Annotated in this window: 18 protein-coding genes; 11 read left to right on the forward strand and 7 right to left on the reverse strand. The window is 63.3% G+C overall.

Annotation, left to right across the window (positions count from 1 at the left end; all coding sequences use genetic code 11):
• The first annotated feature begins 3 nt into the window (after positions 1-3).
• The 4 genes from AC070A_RS30785 (at position 4) to AC070A_RS30800 (ending at position 4,456) form a co-directional block, all read left to right on the forward strand.
• Complete coding sequence (locus tag AC070A_RS30785) at positions 4-831, forward strand: ferritin-like domain-containing protein (protein WP_113479534.1); 828 nt, start codon at positions 4-6, stop codon at positions 829-831.
• A gap of 103 nt (positions 832-934) precedes the next feature.
• Positions 935-2,266: a M23 family metallopeptidase gene (locus tag AC070A_RS30790; RefSeq protein WP_058324143.1), complete on the forward strand. Its 1,332-nt coding sequence runs from the start codon at positions 935-937 to the stop codon at positions 2,264-2,266.
• A 199-nt stretch (positions 2,267-2,465) separates the two neighbouring features.
• Complete coding sequence (locus tag AC070A_RS30795; protein ID WP_058324142.1) at positions 2,466-3,980, forward strand: DEAD/DEAH box helicase; 1,515 nt, start codon at positions 2,466-2,468, stop codon at positions 3,978-3,980.
• Between the two features lie 8 nt (positions 3,981-3,988).
• Positions 3,989-4,456, forward strand: a complete 468-nt coding sequence (locus AC070A_RS30800; protein ID WP_058324141.1) for an NUDIX domain-containing protein — start codon at positions 3,989-3,991, stop codon at positions 4,454-4,456.
• A gap of 97 nt (positions 4,457-4,553) precedes the next feature.
• On the opposite strand, the gene AC070A_RS30805 is transcribed toward AC070A_RS30800, so the two are convergent.
• From AC070A_RS30805 to AC070A_RS30835, 7 genes are all read right to left on the reverse strand, one after another.
• Positions 4,554-4,871, reverse strand: coding sequence for a TfoX/Sxy family protein (locus tag AC070A_RS30805; protein ID WP_058324140.1), 318 nt, complete (start codon positions 4,869-4,871; stop codon positions 4,554-4,556).
• Between the two features lie 4 nt (positions 4,872-4,875).
• Positions 4,876-6,492 (reverse strand): NTP transferase domain-containing protein, encoded by a 1,617-nt coding sequence (locus tag AC070A_RS30810; protein ID WP_492384613.1) that lies wholly within the window; start codon positions 6,490-6,492, stop codon positions 4,876-4,878.
• A complete protein-coding gene (locus AC070A_RS30815) occupies positions 6,489-7,196 on the reverse strand; it encodes an XdhC family protein (protein ID WP_113479536.1) in 708 nt (235 codons plus the stop codon). Before AC070A_RS30815 ends, AC070A_RS30810 begins: the two co-directional genes overlap by 4 nt.
• Positions 7,197-7,198: 2 nt before the next feature.
• Positions 7,199-7,531, reverse strand: coding sequence for an XdhC family protein (locus AC070A_RS30820; protein WP_058324137.1), 333 nt, complete (start codon positions 7,529-7,531; stop codon positions 7,199-7,201).
• Between the two features lie 24 nt (positions 7,532-7,555).
• The gene (locus AC070A_RS30825) at positions 7,556-8,809 is read right to left on the reverse strand and encodes a vWA domain-containing protein (protein ID WP_113736414.1); all 1,254 of its coding nucleotides are present in this window, start codon (positions 8,807-8,809) and stop codon (positions 7,556-7,558) included.
• 2 nt (positions 8,810-8,811) lie between these two features.
• Positions 8,812-9,741: an AAA family ATPase gene (locus AC070A_RS30830; RefSeq protein ID WP_058324135.1), complete on the reverse strand. Its 930-nt coding sequence runs from the start codon at positions 9,739-9,741 to the stop codon at positions 8,812-8,814.
• 126 nt (positions 9,742-9,867) lie between these two features.
• Positions 9,868-10,317 (reverse strand): flavin reductase family protein, encoded by a 450-nt coding sequence (locus tag AC070A_RS30835; RefSeq protein ID WP_082615818.1) that lies wholly within the window; start codon positions 10,315-10,317, stop codon positions 9,868-9,870.
• Between the two features lie 331 nt (positions 10,318-10,648).
• Between AC070A_RS30835 and AC070A_RS30840 the strand changes: the two genes are divergently transcribed.
• The 7 genes from AC070A_RS30840 (at position 10,649) to AC070A_RS30870 (ending at position 16,613) form a co-directional block, all read left to right on the forward strand.
• A complete protein-coding gene (locus AC070A_RS30840; RefSeq protein WP_113736415.1) occupies positions 10,649-11,737 on the forward strand; it encodes a branched-chain amino acid ABC transporter substrate-binding protein in 1,089 nt (362 codons plus the stop codon).
• Positions 11,734-12,741: a P1 family peptidase gene (locus AC070A_RS30845; protein WP_162770866.1), complete on the forward strand. Its 1,008-nt coding sequence runs from the start codon at positions 11,734-11,736 to the stop codon at positions 12,739-12,741. The genes AC070A_RS30840 and AC070A_RS30845 overlap by 4 nt, the downstream gene beginning before the upstream one ends.
• A gap of 75 nt (positions 12,742-12,816) precedes the next feature.
• Positions 12,817-13,494, forward strand: coding sequence for a ribulose-phosphate 3-epimerase (gene rpe, locus AC070A_RS30850; RefSeq protein WP_110878656.1), 678 nt, complete (start codon positions 12,817-12,819; stop codon positions 13,492-13,494).
• The gene (locus AC070A_RS30855) at positions 13,491-14,234 is read left to right on the forward strand and encodes a DUF2259 domain-containing protein (protein ID WP_113736416.1); all 744 of its coding nucleotides are present in this window, start codon (positions 13,491-13,493) and stop codon (positions 14,232-14,234) included. The genes rpe and AC070A_RS30855 overlap by 4 nt, the downstream gene beginning before the upstream one ends.
• Positions 14,231-14,791 carry a hypothetical protein gene (locus AC070A_RS30860; protein WP_375374144.1) on the forward strand — a complete coding sequence of 187 codons (561 nt, stop codon included), beginning with the start codon at positions 14,231-14,233 and terminating at the stop codon, positions 14,789-14,791. Before AC070A_RS30855 ends, AC070A_RS30860 begins: the two co-directional genes overlap by 4 nt.
• A 62-nt stretch (positions 14,792-14,853) precedes the next feature.
• Positions 14,854-16,155: an adenylosuccinate lyase gene (gene purB / locus AC070A_RS30865; protein WP_113736417.1), complete on the forward strand. Its 1,302-nt coding sequence runs from the start codon at positions 14,854-14,856 to the stop codon at positions 16,153-16,155.
• Between the two features lie 152 nt (positions 16,156-16,307).
• Positions 16,308-16,613 (forward strand): PilZ domain-containing protein, encoded by a 306-nt coding sequence (locus AC070A_RS30870; protein WP_058328250.1) that lies wholly within the window; start codon positions 16,308-16,310, stop codon positions 16,611-16,613.
• Positions 16,614-16,685 lie beyond the last annotated feature (72 nt).

Consider the following 16,685-nt stretch of genomic DNA (forward strand, 5'->3'; position numbering starts at 1 on the left):
CCAATGACCGAATTGCCCGTGTTTCACAGCCTGCGGGGCGGCGCAGTCGAAGCGATTCGCGCCGCCGACCTCGAGGTCAAGACGGCGCTTGCGCAAGAAACGGCACGGCGCTGGCAGCGCCGCACGCTGTCGCTGCGCTCGCCGCTCGACCGACCCGTTCCGGTTCGCCCCGGGCGGCCGGACAAGCCCGTACTGACACCGCCGACGCAGGTGAAGCGGCGGTCGCTCGGTTCCCTCAAGGGCCGCATCGCCTTGCTGCACTCGATCGCCCATATCGAGTTGAACGCCGTCGACCTGGCCCTCGATATCGTCGCCCGCTTTGCGACCGAGCCGGTGCCCAATTCCTTCTTTGACGGCTGGATGCGCGTCGCCTTCGAGGAGGCCAAGCACTTCCGGCTGGTCCGGCAGCGGCTGAACGATCTCGGTGCAGACTATGGCGACCTGCCTGCCCATGACGGGCTCTGGCAAGCGGCGCACGATACCCGCAACGACCTGACGGCCCGCCTTGCCGTGGTGCCGCTCATTCTCGAAGCGCGCGGTCTCGATGTGACGCCGGCCCTTCAGGCCAAGATGCGCGAAACCGGCGACGTCGAGAGCGCCGCCGTTCTGGATGTGATCTACGAAGACGAGAAAGGCCATGTTGCCGTCGGTGCCAAATGGTTCCGTTTCCTCTGCGCCCGCGAGAAGAAGGATCCCGCGGTGACCTTCCAGGCGCTGGTGCGCGCCAATTTTCGCGGACCATTGAAGGCACCGTTCAACGACATTGCCCGCGCCGAGGCAGGCCTGACGCCGTCCTTTTATCGCTCGATGACCGCCTCGACCAACCGATAGCCGCATCACGCAACCGCAATCATCCTTACCAATTGTTAACCCTAACGAAGTGTAATGATCCGCAGGTGATGCGAGGCAACGCGCACATGGCGGGAGAGAACGGGTGTCTGGACGTTCGGCAAATCGTGCCTTCGGAAAACGTAAGGAAAATCACGTTCTGATACTGGCAAGTGGCGACAAGGTTCGCCACATGACGGTTCGTCCCTGGATGGCGGCAATCGCCGTATCCTTCGCCGGCGTCTGCAGCATCGGCTATCTCGCGGCCACATCCTATCTGGTCCTGCGCGACGATCTCATCGGCGGCACGATCGCCCGCCAGGCGCGAATGCAGCACGAATACGAGGATCGAATCACGGCATTGAGAGCGCAGGTCGATCGCGTCACCAGCCGGCAACTGCTCGACCAGCAGGTGGTCGAAGAAAAGGTCGAGAAGCTGCTGCGCCAGCAGATGGCGCTGACCTCGCGCAACGGAAAGCTCGGCGCCCTGGTCGAAAGGGCCGAAAGTTCCGGCCTGACGACGGAAAGCAACGGGACCCCGGAGATTGAACCCCTCGCCTTTGAGAAACGGGCCGACGCCAGCAGCGGCGGCGTAAAGGCGATCGAGAAATTGATGGGCCTGAGCGGCGCGTCGGTCACCGGTGCAATTCGTCCCGCTCCCCTCGCCTATGCCGCACCCGATGCGGCCGAATCGACCTCGGACCGTGCCGACCGGATATTCTCCAAAGTGACGCTGTCGCTGAAGGACGTCGAACTCGAACAAATGGCGCGACTGAAGCAACTGACGGATGGTGCTGCAAAGACGTCGGGTGCGATTCGCTCGATCGTCGGTCGGACCGGCGTCGACCTGCCGGTCGGCGATGTCGCAGCAATGGTCCCCGTCGCGACGTCTGACTCTGTCGATAGCGCCATTGGCGGCCCGTTCGTCGAACCGGCGAATGATGACGAGTTCGGCCAGTCGCTGGCGGCTCTCGATACGGCTCTTCTGGAACTGGAACGGACGCGGGCGCAGGTCCGCGCGCTGCCGTTCGGCAACCCGTCTCCGGCGAGCGACATCACCAGCGACTTCGGCAACCGTCTTGATCCGTTCCTCGGTCGCCTGGCGCTCCATGCCGGCATCGACTTCCGCGCGACGGTCGGCACGCGCATTCGCGCGGCCGCGCCCGGCACCGTGACGAATGCCGGCCTGACCGGCGGCTACGGGAACATGGTCGAAATCGACCACGGAAACGGCGTGTCGAGCCGATACGCCCACCTTTCCGCCGTTCTGGTGAAGGTTGGCGACCAGGTGACGGAAGGTGAAGTCATTGCCAAGTCCGGCAATACGGGTCGTTCCACCGGTCCGCACCTTCATTATGAAATCCGCCTGAATGGCGAGGCGGTGGATCCCATGCGCTTTCTCGATGCCAGCCGGAAGCTCGCCTCCTACATGAACTGACGGGTCGTTTGGCTGTCTCCAGGTCTTGCGCGGCTTGACAAGAAATGCGACAGATTCGCCACTATTTACCTTTTGCTGCTTCAACGTGCTGGATTTCTTGACTTTCAGCGACGTTCAGCTTATGAGCGCGGCCACGTCTCGTGCGTTTTCCATCGATCGATCAGTGTTCTATTGAACCGGAACGGAAACAGATTTCCCTTTGACCAATTTTGCTGACCTTGGCCTGAGCCAAAAAGTTCTCTCCGCTGTCACCGATGCGGGCTACACAATCCCGACCCCGATCCAGGCTGGCGCCATTCCGCCGGCCCTGCAGCGTCGTGACATTCTGGGCATCGCCCAGACGGGAACGGGTAAGACCGCTTCGTTCGTGCTGCCGATGTTGACGCTGCTGGAAAAGGGCCGCGCCCGCGCCCGCATGCCGCGCACGCTCATCCTGGAGCCGACGCGCGAACTCGCCGCCCAGGTCGCGGAGAACTTCGATAAGTACGGCAAGAACCACAAGCTCAACATCGCGCTTCTGATCGGCGGCGTTTCGTTCGATGAGCAGGATCGCAAGCTCGAGCGCGGCGCAGACGTTCTGATCTGCACGCCCGGCCGCCTGCTTGATCACTTCGAGCGCGGCAAGCTGCTGATGACCGGCGTCGAGATCCTGGTCATCGACGAAGCCGACCGCATGCTCGACATGGGCTTCATTCCCGACATCGAACGCATCGCCAAGATGATCCCGTTCACGCGTCAGACTCTGTTCTTCTCGGCGACCATGCCGCCGGAAATCCAGAAGCTCGCCGATCGCTTCCTGCAGAACCCGGAGCGCGTCGAAGTCGCCCGCCCGGCCTCCACGGCACAGACGGTGACACAGCGCTTCGTCGCGGCGCACGCCAAGGATTACGAAAAGCGCGCGGTGCTGCGCGATCTGATTCGCGCCCAGGACGATCTGAAGAACGCCATCATCTTCTGCAACCGCAAGAAGGATGTCGCCGACCTCTTTCGGTCGCTCGAGCGTCATGGCTTCTCGGTCGGCGCCCTGCATGGTGACATGGACCAGCGCTCGCGCATGGCCATGCTTGCCGGCTTCAAGGACAACAATATCACGCTGCTCGTTGCATCCGATGTTGCTGCCCGCGGCCTCGACATCCCCGATGTCAGCCATGTCTTCAACTTCGACGTTCCGATCCATGCGGAAGACTATGTTCACCGGATCGGCCGCACCGGCCGTGCCGGTCGCTCTGGCGCCTCCTTCACGCTTGTGACCAAGCGCGACACGAAGTTCTCCGATGCGATCGAGAAGCTGATCGGCCAGAAGGTCGAATGGCTGAACGGCGACCTTTCCAATTTGCCCGAGCCGATGGAAAGCCACGACAGCGGTCGCCGCGATCGCGGTCGCGATCGCGATGGCCGCAAGGACCGGAAAAAAGATGGGGATCGCGGCCCGAGGGCTCGCGCCGATCATAAATCCGATACCGTGCGTGTCGATAGTGAGGCCGAAGTTGCAACAGTCGTGGAAAGGGCGGAATCGGTGAAACCGGCACGCAGCGCAGAAAACAAGCAGGGACAGAACAACCGCGCCGATCGTCCGGTGCGCGCATCGAACCCGGCCAACGATGACAATCGCGATCGCCGCAACCGTCACCGCCGCGACTATGATGACGGCCCGACGCCCGTTGGCTTCGGCGACGAAATCCCCGCTTTCATGCTGATTGCCGGCAAGGCCTGATTAAACCTATGGGCCTGCCGGGCATCGATTTTCCGGGTCTCGGCTGCGGACTTGCAATCGTGCGCGACGGCAAGATCCTGCTCTACAAGCGCGTTAACGCGCCTGAAGCCGAGCACTGGAACATCGTCGGCGGCAAGGTCGATCATATGGAACGCTCGGAAGCCGCAGCGCGGCGCGAGGCCGAAGAGGAAAGCGGCCTCCAGATCCGTTCGAGCGAATTTCTGTGCCTCAGCGAACAGGTGATCGAGGCTGACCGCCAGCACTGGATCTCGATGATCTACGTGACCCGGGACTTTATCGGTGAGCCTGAACTCACCGAGCCGGACAAGCTTTCCGCTCTCGGCTGGTTCGATCTCGATGCCCTGCCCCAGCCGCTGTCACGTTTTACGGCCGACGCAGTCGATGCCTTGCGCAGGCTGGAGCACAAGAGCGCCGTGCGTTCAAGCGAAGGCACAAAGGACGCTCTAGCACTTTGATTATAGAGCATCTTTCCGCCTCCAGTGATTCCACTTGAGAGCGGGATGCTCTAGCGGCGCAGTCGTCGCGGATTGCCTCCGCTGGCGGGTTTATCCTCTATTTTCTCGATCGTAACGCTGCTTCATAGGCAAGCCGCACCCAGCGCGCCATCTCGTCGGGGTCGTCAAAGGCGTCGTCCGGTATGCTCCAATAGGGCATCTTCACCGGCTTGCCCTTGCCATCATAGGCCCATTGCCGGGAGCCGGCCGCCTCGAAGGTCGGCGCCGTCTGCTCGTCCCCCTTCAGGAGGATTTCTCCGTCCACCTCGAGTGCGAAGATGATGCCCTGGCAATAGATCCCCTTGCCGCCGAACATCCGCTTGATGGTCACCGGCCCCAGCGTCTCGAACATCTCCTCGATGGCAGCATTGTCCACGCGTTCATTCCTCCAGGATACCGCCGGCAGCCACAATCTGCTCCGGCGTGTCGAGATCAAGCCGCGCCGCCGAACCAAGCTCGACATCGATGACTGGCAGTCCGCACTTCTCGATGATGTGCCTTGCGCCAACGTCTCCAACCAAAAGACGGACAGCGGAAAAGGTTTGCCGCGGCAGGATGACCGGATTGCCGCGTTGCCCATCGGCGGTTGCCCGAATGACGGCGCGGCCGCCTTCGGCCGCAAAACGATCGAGCAACCTGCGCAGATCGCCGCTGCTGACGCCCGGCATGTCGGCGAGCATGACCAACATGCCCGCGGATCGCTCGTTGATGGCCGAAAGTCCAATCGTCAGAGATGAGGCCATTCCGGACATGTAGTCTGGATTCGAGACGAGCTTCGCGGGCAGACCCTCCAACGCAGCGCGGATATCGGTCTCGCGGTGGCCGGTGACCACGACAACCCCGCCGGGGGCCGCAGCGATCGCTGCCTCGACGCTGCGGCGAACCAGCGGCACGCCGTCAAAGGTCGCCAGCAGCTTGTGCCCGCCGTCCGGTCCCATCCGGCTGGCGCGGCCGGCGGCCAGAACGACGATCTCGACCGGTCCTAACGGCAACGCCGTTGCTTTTTCGCGCGGCTGCGGCCGGGTCGGGATTTCGCCGAGCAAACCACCGACGCCAAGGCCGGTTATGTCGTCGAAGCTCGGCCACTCGCCGGCGAGGATACGGTCGAGGATCCAGTCGAATCCGTTCTCGCGCGGGCTGCGGGCGCATCCGGGAGCCCCGATCACGGGGATCTCGCCGACACGGCCAAGAACGAGAAGATTGCCGGGATCGACGGGCATGCCGACATGATCGACGACGCCGCCTGCCCGACGAACCGCCGCGGGAATCACATCATCCGGATCGGCGACAGCGGAAGCACCGAAGACCACCAGCAGGTCATGGTCGGCCCGGAGTTCGTCGATTGCCGCGGCGACCGCGCCTTCCGTGTGTGCGACGCGTCGCTCGGTCACAAGCTCGCTTCCCGATTGCCGCAGGCGAGCCGCCAGGATGGTTTTCGTCTTGTCCATGACCTGGGGTTTCAGTGTCGGCAACTGAGTTGCTATTAGCGCTGCGCGTCGCGCGGAAAAGGGTTTTACTTCGAAGGCGGCATGGCTCCGGAGCAGCTTCTGTGCTTCCTCGACGAGTTGGCCGGCCACGGCGAGTGGAATGATCTTGATCGTCGCGACCATGTCGCCGGCCTGCACAGGCACATGGTCGGCAAGGCAGGCGAGCGTGATGGCGGGATCGATGCGGTTCAATCGGTTGACGGTGTCGCGCTTCGCGACGAAGAGGCCGGCAACCCGAGAGTAGACGTTCACACGCCCGGTTGCCGCCTGAGAGAAGCGCAGGTGGTCGGGTGCAATTGCCGCCGCAATGCGCGTTGCGGCCTCGTCTTCCATGAGATCGCCGGGGTCAAGGCGCGCAACAACCACCTCCAGCGTGCCGCAGGCGATCAAGGCGGCGATATCGGCGGGCGAAAGCCGGTGGCCCTTCGGCAGCCGGATCTCATCCGTCTTGACCGCATGCGCCAGCATGGCGCCCTCCGCTTCGGTGGTCTTGACCGGCCCGAACCTCACGCAATCACTCCTTTGACATGGCTGGTATCGCGGCGCCGTAGCGCCTCGATGATTTCGGCCAGGATGGCGACGGCGATCTCGGCCGGGCTCGCCGCACCGATATCGAGGCCGATCGGTGCGCGGATGCGGGCTATGTCAACATCGGCAACACCGGCCTGTCGCAACCGTTCGACCCGTGTCGCATGGGTTTTCCGGCTGCCGAGCGCGCCGACGTAGAAACAGCCGGCTGCAAGGGCGACCCGGATTGGTTCGTCGTCGATTTTCGGATCATGGGTGACGGCCAGCACGGCGGTGAAGCGGTCGAGCGGCCTCTGTTTCAGGGCATCCTCGGGCCATTCGGCGATGAGCTCGACGCCTGCGAAACGTTCCGGCGTTGCGAAGGCAGTACGCGGATCGATGATCGTCATGTCGAAACCGGCAACGGGCGCCAGCTGGGCCAAGGCCTGTGAAATATGCACGGCGCCGATGACGAGAATGCGTGGCGGCGGCAAGTAGACATTGAGGAAGAAAGAGCCCTGCTCCGTCTCCACGATCCCGGCCTTGCCGGATTGCAGGGCGCGCGCGACCGGGCCGCGCCAGACATCCGGACAATCATCGCCCTCGAGATAGATCTGGCTGCTGCTGCCGGCTAGAGCGCTGACAGTGACAACCGCCCGACGCGCCGAACGCGCCGCATTGAGTGCTTCAAGAATCCTCCGTTCCATAGCTAGCCTTCGACCCGTTCAACAAGGACCCGGATCCTGCCGCCGCAGGAAAGTCCCACGCGCCAGGCGGTTTCGTCCGCAACGCCGAAATCGAGGATCCTTGGCGCGCCCGAAGCGATGACATCTGCCGCTTCGGTGATGACGGCGCCTTCGACGCAGCCGCCGGAAACCGAGCCCTGAAAATTGCCGTCGCCGTCGATCACCAGATGGCTGCCGACGGGGCGCGGCGCCGAGCCCCAGGTTTCGATCACGGTGGCAATCGCCACCTTACGCCCTTCCTTCATCCAGGCTTGGGCGATGTCGAGCGGATCCAGAACATTTGCAGCTTCCAGCATGTTGCCACCCTCCCGCCGGACAGATCAAGATCTGAGGAACCGCCGCGGGTTAGCCTGCCGGGAACCCTGCCCGGAAAGCGCCTTCACCAGTTCCCCAATCGATTCAAGATTGTGCACCGCCCGGAATTCGTCAACATGCGGCAGCATCGCTCTGACGCCGCGCGCACGCGCCTCGAAGCCGTCGAAGCGCAGCAGCGGGTTGAGCCAGATCAGCCGGCGGCAGGACCGGTGCAGTCGATCGATTTCGATTTCAAGATCGCCCACATCGTCACGCTCCAGGCCATCGGTGATCATCAGCACGATGGCGCCTTGTCCGAGCACGCGCCGCGACCAGCGTCTGTTGAATTCATGCAGCGTTTCGCCAATGCGCGTACCGCCGGACCAGTCCTTCACCGCAGCCACGCAGTCGTCGATCGCGGCATCCGGATCGCGATTGCGCAACTGGCGGGAGACATTGGTCAGCCGTGTGCCGAACAGGAAGGTGTGCACGCGCCGCCGCTCCTCGGTCAACGCATGCAGGAAATGCAGAAAGATGCGGGTGTACTGGCTCATCGAGCCCGAGATGTCGGCAAGCACGACGAGCGGCGGATGCACCACACGCCGCTCCCGGAACCGCGGCAGGATCAGTTCCCCGCCGAAACGCATCGCGTCACGCATGGTGGCGCGCGGGTCGATGCGGATCTGCCTCTTCGATGGGCGGAAGCGACGGGTTACGACACGGTCCATCGGCAGCGTCAGCGCGGCAAGGGCGCGTTTCGCCGCGGCAAGTTCGGCAGCACTCATCTGCGCGAAATCGCCCCGACGCAGGAGCTCGCGGCCCGAAACCGTGAAGCGCGCATCGATATCGATCTCGGGTTCCTCACGTGGCGGTCGATCCGCTTCGTGCCCGGAAAGCAACGCATCGCTGACGCGTGTCTCGCCGGCACGCCGCTGGTGCCGCTCGCTTTCGCGCTCCGGCGCCAGCGGCGACATCATCGCGATCATCTTCTCGACGAGGCCGCGCGAGCGCCAGAACAGCCGAAAGGCTTCGTCGAACACCGGCTGGTCCTCGTGGCGCTTCACGAAGACGCATTGCAGTGCGGCGTAAAACGCATCCCGGCCGCCGATTCCGATCAGTGCCACCGCATCGATGGCATCGGCGATGGCACCCGGCCCGATCTTGATGCCGGCGCGACGCAGGGCGCGTGCGAAGAAGACGATGTTGTCGGCAAGCCGGCCGTCGCTTTCCCCAAGCGGCGGGACAATGGCACCTTCCCTGTGCTCCTCCCGCTCCTTCATGGTCAGCCCGCCGCCAGCAGTTCCGCCTTGACTTCGGCGAGCAGCTTGCGCCCCTCGGCACCCTCGATCCTGGCGATGTCGTCCTGATACTTGAGCAATGTTCCGAGCGTATCGGCGATCGTTTCCGGATCGAGCGCCAGCCGGTCGAGCTCCGTCAGGGCCGTTGCCCAGTCTATGGTCTCGGCAACGCCGGGGTTCTTGAAGAGGTCGATCGTCCGCAGCCGCTGCACATAGGCGATGACTTCGCGCGACAGCGTCGCGTTGCAGCCGGGTACCTTGCGGCGGATGATTTCCAGCTCCTGCGCCGCCTTGGGATAATCGACCCAATGATAGAGGCAGCGTCGCTTGAGCGCGTCATGGATCTCACGGGTGCGGTTGGTGGTGATGATGACGATTGGCGGTTCGTCCGCCCGGATTGTTCCAAGTTCCGGTATCGTGACCTGAAAATCGGACAAAACTTCGAGAAGGAACGCCTCGAAGGCCTCATCTGTTCGGTCAAGCTCGTCGATCAGGAAGACAGGCGCGCGGCCCGCGCTGGAAGAAATTGCCTGCAGGACCGGGCGGCGGATCAGGAAGCGTTCGGAAAAGATATCGCTTTCGATCCGTTTTCGATCGACCTTGCCGGCTGCTTCCGATAGGCGGATTTCCAGCATCTGTGCCGGATAGTTCCATTCGTAGACGGCCGAGGCGACGTCGAGGCCCTCATAACATTGCAGCCGGATCAGCGGCCGATCGAGCGCCTTTGCCAGAACCTTGGCGATCTCGGTCTTACCGACGCCTGCTTCGCCCTCGAGAAAGAGTGGGCGCTTCATTCTGAGCGCCAGAAACAGCACCGTCGCGAGCGCCGTTCCCGCGAGATAGTCATGCGCCTCCAGCAGCGCCATCGTCTCCTCGATGGACTGCGGCAGGGCTGTGGTCGCCTGTGTGGCCATGTCTCCTCCGCCACGGCTCGAATCGATAACTTGATGTTGAAAAGCGAATGAATTCACTCTTCCAACTCAAAGGCTTACGGCGATCTTCTCATGTCTCGATGGGCACGAAATCTCGCCACGTAAAACTTATAGCGAGTGGTATCCGCGGTCCACATAAATGAGTGGCGGCCGCGCCGGTCCGATCGCGACATCGACGACTTCGCCGAAAAGCACCAGATGCGTGGCGATCGTCTTCACCTCGATGAGCCGGCAATCGAACGAAGCGATCGCGTTGGTGAGGATCGGAGAGCCTGTCGTCAGCTTGGTCCACTTGCCAAGGGCAAAGCGCAGGTCCATGTCGAGCTGATCGCGGCCGGAAAAAGCGTGTGCCATGGCGCGATGCTCATCGCCAAGCAGATTGAGCGCGAAACTGTCGCTGCGCGTGAAGATCTCATTGCGCGGATTGGCGCCGTTGAGGCAGGCCAGAATCGTCGGCGGACTGTCGGACACGGAGCAGGATGCGGTGACCGTGACACCGCGCCGCTCGACACCATCGGCCACGGTGATGATCTGCACGTGACCGGCCAGGCGACTCATGGCGTCGCGGTAACTGATGGGGTCCAGCCGGCTCTTGTCCAACAATTCTTTCTCCGAGCGAAGTCAGCCACATACATAGACAGTACCGGGAAATATGAAACCCGCTGCAAGGAGAATCTTGCAGATCTGCGACACGGCAGCGACGCGGATAGAACCATCCGCGGCCGAAGTCACATCTTTTCCTTTGACGCGGCAGGGCACATCCTTAAAACATGCGGCCACTACCGTGCCGCGCGCCCGTCGCGACCGGCACGGATAAGGCAATGTTTGGGCTCGCCGCAGGGTCAGGATCCCTCCTGATCCGGGGAAAATGCGGCAGCGGAGAAAATGAATGCTTCGATCGATCGTCGCCAGCCTTGTCGTGGCCGGACTGGTACAGGCCGCACCCGCCGCGGCAGCCGGCATCAAGGTGGCCGTCGTCGCGCCGGTCGAAGGCCCGTTTGCACCTCTCGGCAAGCAGATCATCGATGGCGCCGCGTTCCAGGCCGGCGATCGCGGCAGTGAGATCGTCGTCATTCCAGAGAGCTGCGATACGGCCGGCAATGAAGCGCTGACCAAGGCGCTGCTTGCGGCCGGCGCCGAGGCAGCGATCGGGTTCCTCTGCACCGAAAGCCTTGACGCCACACTTCCGGCACTTGCCGAAGCGGGCCTTCCCGCCATTACCCTCAGTGTGCGTTCCGATGTCCTGATGGAAGATGCGCTGAAGAAGAAGTGGCCGCTCTTCCGTCTTGCGCCGAGCGGCAACGCCGAGGCTGCCAGCATCGTCGACACCATCGTCCAGCGCTGGAAGGACAAGCCGATCGCGTTGATCGACGATGGAACCATCCACAGCCGGGAACTGGTTGAAAGCGTACGCTCCGCCCTCGGCGAAATTGGGCTGACACCGGTCTTCACCGACACCTATCGGCCCGCCCAGGAGCAGCAGGTCAACCTGGTGCGGCGACTGGTGAAGAGCGGCGCGACCCATGTCTTTACCGGCGGCGACAGGCAGGACACGGCGGTGATTGCGCGCGATGCAGAAGGCGAAGGCGCGGGCCTCGCCTTTCTCGGTGGCGACGCGCTGAATGCCGCCGATCTCACCGTGCCGCTCGCCGATGGCGTTTTCGCGGTCACCCTGCCGGACGCATCGCAATCGCCCGAGGGTAAACCGGTCGCGGACGCGCTTCGCGCCGCGGGAACCGAACCGGACGGGTACGTATTGCCGGCCTTTGCGGCCGTCTCCCTGCTAGAGCAAGCCAAGGACCAGGCGGAAAAGGACGACAAGCCCCTTCTCGACGCATTCGCCAAAGGACCCTACACGACCGTGCTCGGTCCCATCGCCTTCAACGCGCAGCACGAGCGCGCCGAAAATCCCTATCGCCTGATGCAGTGGCAAGGCGGCCGCTTCGTGCCAGTGCCTGCCGAAGGAACCGCCCAATGATGCGCACCGGACCGCTGAACCTGATTGCCGACGTCGCGGGCCTGACGGTCGGCAATGCGGAGGATCATCGGCTGAAGTCCGGAGTTACCGCCATCGTCTGCGATCCGCCGGCAACGGCAGCGGTTCAGGTGCTGGGCGGCGCGCCCGGAACGCGTGAAACCGATCTGCTCGACCCGCACAACACGGTGCAGACAGTGGATGCTCTGGTGCTTTCCGGCGGTTCGGCCTTTGGCCTCGACGCTGCCTCCGGAGCCCAGGCCGCGCTGAGGGAAATGGGCCGCGGCTTTGCCGTCGGACCGCACCGGATACCGATCGTGCCCACCGCCATCCTGTTCGACCTGATCAACGGCGGCGACAAGGACTGGGGACGTTACCCGCCCTATCGCGAACTCGGCTTCGAGGCGGTTCGTCGCGCCGGCCCGTCGTTCGCGACCGGAACCGCCGGCGCCGGTACCGGCGCCCTGACCGCCACCGTCAAGGGTGGTCTCGGCTCGGCATCGACCGTTCTGCCAAGCGGCATCACCATCGGCGCGCTCGTCGCGGTCAACGCGCTCGGCTCGGCGACCGTTGGTGATAGCAGGCATTTCTGGTCCGCACCCTTCGAGCTGGACGGCGAGTTCGGTGCGCTCGGCCTGCCGCATCCCCTGCCCGCTGACGCTGCCGATATCCGCATCAAGTTCCGCGACCGGCAGTCCGCAGCCGCCAACACGACGATCGCCGTCATCGCGACGGATGCGGTGCTCACAAAGGCCGAAGCGAAGCGCCTGGCAATCGCCGCCCATGACGGTTTTTCCCGAGCGCTCTGGCCGGCGCACACGCCGCTCGACGGCGATCTCATCTTTGCGCTTGCCACCGGCGCCAGCGGCAAGACCCCCACACTAGAGGATTTCATCGATCTCGGCGCGGTGGCGGCATCGACGATGGCGCGCGCCATCGCCCGTGGCGTTCATGACGCGGCCCCGGCCGAAAACGACCTCATGCCGTGCTGGTCGCAGCTCAGGTGACGCAGCTTTGATCGCGAGCATGTTGTTTGCGCGCGCCGCCGGTGCTATTGCGCGGAAAACACGCTGGAGTGCGCCATGACCCACCCTATCCGCATTGCTCCGTCGATCCTGGCGGCCGATTTCTCCAAGCTCGGACAGGAAGTCCGCGACGTCGTCGATGCCGGCGCCGACTGGATCCATCTCGATGTCATGGACGGGCACTTCGTGCCGAACATCACCTTCGGCCCCGACGTGATCAAGTCGTTGCGCCGCTACACCGATGCGACGTTCGATTGCCACCTGATGATTTCGCCCGCCGATCCGTTCCTCGAAGCCTTTGCGAAAGCCGGCTGCGATATCCTCACCGTGCATGCCGAAGCCGGTCCGCACCTTCACCGTTCGTTGCAGACCGTTCGGTCGCTCGGCAAGAAGGCCGGTGTCTCGCTCAACCCGGCAACGCCGGAAAGCGCCATCGAATACGTGCTCGATCAGGTTGATCTCATCCTGGTCATGACCGTGAACCCGGGCTTTGGCGGACAGAAGTTCATCGAAGCTACGGCGGAAAAGATCCGCCGCATCAAGGCGATGATCGGCGATCGTCCGATCGAGATCGAAGTCGACGGCGGCATTGCGCCCGACACGGCGGCCTTCGCAACCGGCGCCGGCGCCAACGTTCTCGTCGCCGGTTCGGCGATCTTCAAGGGCGGCTCCGTCGAAGCCTATCGCACGGCGATCGAGGCGATCCGCACGCCGGCAGAAAAGGCCTATCGATGAAGCCGCGCGCGGCACTGCGCGGCGTGCTTTTGCTGGGCGCTGCGGCAGCCGCAGCGCCGGCCTTGGCGGGCGACTATGCCGCGCTCCAGCCGATCGGCTTTTCGGCCGACGGCAATGTCTTCGCCTTCGAGGAATACGGCGTTCAGGATGGCTCCGGCTTTCCCTATTCGACCATCTATGTGATCGATACGCGCAATGACAGTTTCTTGCCCGGCGCGCCGGTGCGCGCCGTCAGCCACGAGGATGGCAGCCCGCTCTCCAAGGCGCGTCACGAGGCACGCCGCCGTGCGGCACCCTTGATCGACGCCTATCGCCTGGCTGATGCGCCCGGGCTGCTTGCCGCCTATAATCCGATCACCGAGGCGAACGCCAAGCCGCTGGCGCTGACCTACGATTCCTTTGCGGCCGACGAAGGGTTCCGCGAGACCTATTCGGTAACGCTCGAAGAGAAGACCTTCGAGCCCGAAGGCATCTGCAAGGACTTCCTGAAGGAGGTCAAAGGCTTTCGTCTGTCGATGACGATGAAGGCGGGCAAGCCGGCGACAGACGTCCTGCAGGACGATAGCCGCTTGCCCGAGAGCCGCCGCTGCCCCACCGGCTATCAGGTCGGTGGCGCCGTCACCCATCGGAATGACGACGGCTCCGAAACCCATGTCATCATGGTTCTCGTCAAGTCGCTCGGCTTCGAAGGCACGACCGATGGACGCTGGATCGCGATCCCGACCCGGATCGCGAAATGAACGACGCGGCGGCGGGCGTCGAGGCAAGAGCAGATCTGGCGCCGGTAGGCGCTCTGCATCGGCGCCGGCTCGCCCAATCCCTTCCGACGATGCGGGAGCTTGTCATCGGTGCGCCGCTCTGGGGCGGCGCGATGGTGCTTTCGGCCTGGTGTGGCCTCTGGCTTCGCGAGCGTGCTCTCACCTTTCATCTGTCCGAGCTGCTTCTGATCTTCGGCTTCGGGGCGCTTCTGGCCTGGGCGCCATCGCTGTTCCTGGCTCGACTTGCAGCTTTGGGGGGCCGGCCGGAAACGCGTTTTGCGGCTTACCTCTTCTTCCTTTCGCTCGGCACCGTCGCGATGACGGCGATGCTCTATGCCCTCGACTACCGGCAGTTTTACGCCCAATGGCACGCGCCTGCCGGCACCAGGACCTGGTTTTTCCAGCTCGCCTTCACCTCGCTCATCGCGTTCTACCAGTTTCTGGTGATGGGGCTTCGCCTCTATCTGCCCCTCGGTGGTGCTATACTCGTCGGCGTCAGCCTGTGGCTGGCGAGCGAGCGCACGAGCCAAATGCGTTGAGCTTCACGGCTATCTTTGCTAGAGGCACGGCCATCCTCCACTGACGACGAAAGCTAAAGCCCATGATCCCGCGCTACTCCCGTCCGGAAATGGTGGCCATCTGGTCGCCGGAAACCAAGTTCCGCATCTGGTTCGAGATCGAGGCTCATGCCTGCGATGCGCTTGCCGAAATCGGTGTGATCCCGAAGGATGCGGCCCGCACGATCTGGGAGAAGGGCGGCGCTGCCACCTTCGACGTCGCGCGCATCGATGAGATCGAAGCCGTCACCAAGCATGACGTCATCGCCTTCCTGACGCATCTTGCCGAATTCGTCGGCCCGGACAGCCGCTTCATCCACCAGGGCATGACCTCGTCCGACGTGCTCGACACCTGCTTCAACGTCCAGCTCGTCCGCGCGACCGATCTGCTGCTCGCGGATCTCGACCATCTGCTCGAAGCTCTGAAGCGCCGCGCTTTTGAACACAAGGACACGGTGACGATCGGCCGTTCGCACGGTATCCACGCCGAACCGACGACGTTCGGCGTCAAGCTGGCGCTTGCCTATGCCGAGTTCGACCGCTGCAAGCAACGCCTGCTGGCCGCACGTGAGGAAGTCGCCACCTGCGCGATCTCCGGCGCCGTCGGCACCTTCGCCAACATCGATCCGCGCGTGGAAGAACATGTCGCCAAGGCGCTTGGCCTGAAGCCGGAACCGGTTTCGACCCAGGTCATCCCGCGCGACCGTCATGCCATGTACTTCGCGACCCTCGGCGTCATCGCCTCGTCGATCGAGCGCCTGGCGACGGAAATCCGTCACCTGCAGCGCACCGAAGTGCTCGAAGCCGAAGAGTATTTCTCGCCGGGCCAGAAGGGCTCGTCGGCAATGCCGCACAAGCGCAACCCGGTTCTGACCGAGAACCTGACGGGTCTCGCCCGCATGGTTCGCGCCTTCTCGGTACCGGCAATGGAAAACGTTGCCCTCTGGCACGAGCGCGACATCTCGCACTCCTCCGTCGAGCGCATGATCGGACCGGATGCGACGGTGACGCTCGACTTCGCGCTTTCCCGCCTGACCGGCGTGATCGACAAGTTGCTCGTCTACCCCGAGAACATGATCAAGAACATGAACAAGTTCCGCGGTCTGGTTCATTCGCAGCGCGTGCTGCTGGCGTTGACCCAGGCAGGGGTATCGCGTGAGGATGCCTACCGCCTCGTGCAGCGCAACGCCATGAAGGTCTGGGAACAGGGCAAGGACTTCCTTGAGGAACTGCTGGCCGATACGGAAGTCCGTGCAGCGCTTTCCGAGGAAGACATCCGCGAGAAGTTCGATCTTGGCTACCATACCAAGCACGTCGACACGATTTTCAAGCGCGTCTTCGGCTGAACCTGACAGTGCGCGGGTCACGCGCCCGCGTTGCATCTCATGAATATGCCCGCATTTGGCGCACATCGCTCAAATGCGGGCATTTCTTTTAGCGCGATGTTCAGTGATCGTGTGTGACGATCCAGGCCTGTCAATTCAGGTTCGAGGATCACATGGCCTACAAGGACAGTACGGAGCGTGCGGCAGCCCGCACACAGACGAAGATCACCGGCATGGTCACCTGCAAGACCGGGTCCAGCAATGGCGTCGTCAAGGACCTTTCGGACGAAGGCATCTGCTTCCAGCTCTATTTCGACATCGGCGCCAAGACGGGGCAGGAAGTGACGATCAGGAGCGAGGAACTGGGCTTCCTGACCGGCATGGTACGCTGGTACCGCGGCGACAAGATCGGCATCAAGCTCAATCTGTCGTCCAACACGGCGGCGCAGATTTCCTCCTACTACAAGCACTTTCGCTAGAGTATCCGTGTTGGTCAAGTACGGGTTGGTTCCCATATGCGGCCATCCCTGAGCAATGCGTTTGCGATGATG

The organism is Ensifer sp. GW101-20A05, from assembly GCF_059424735.1.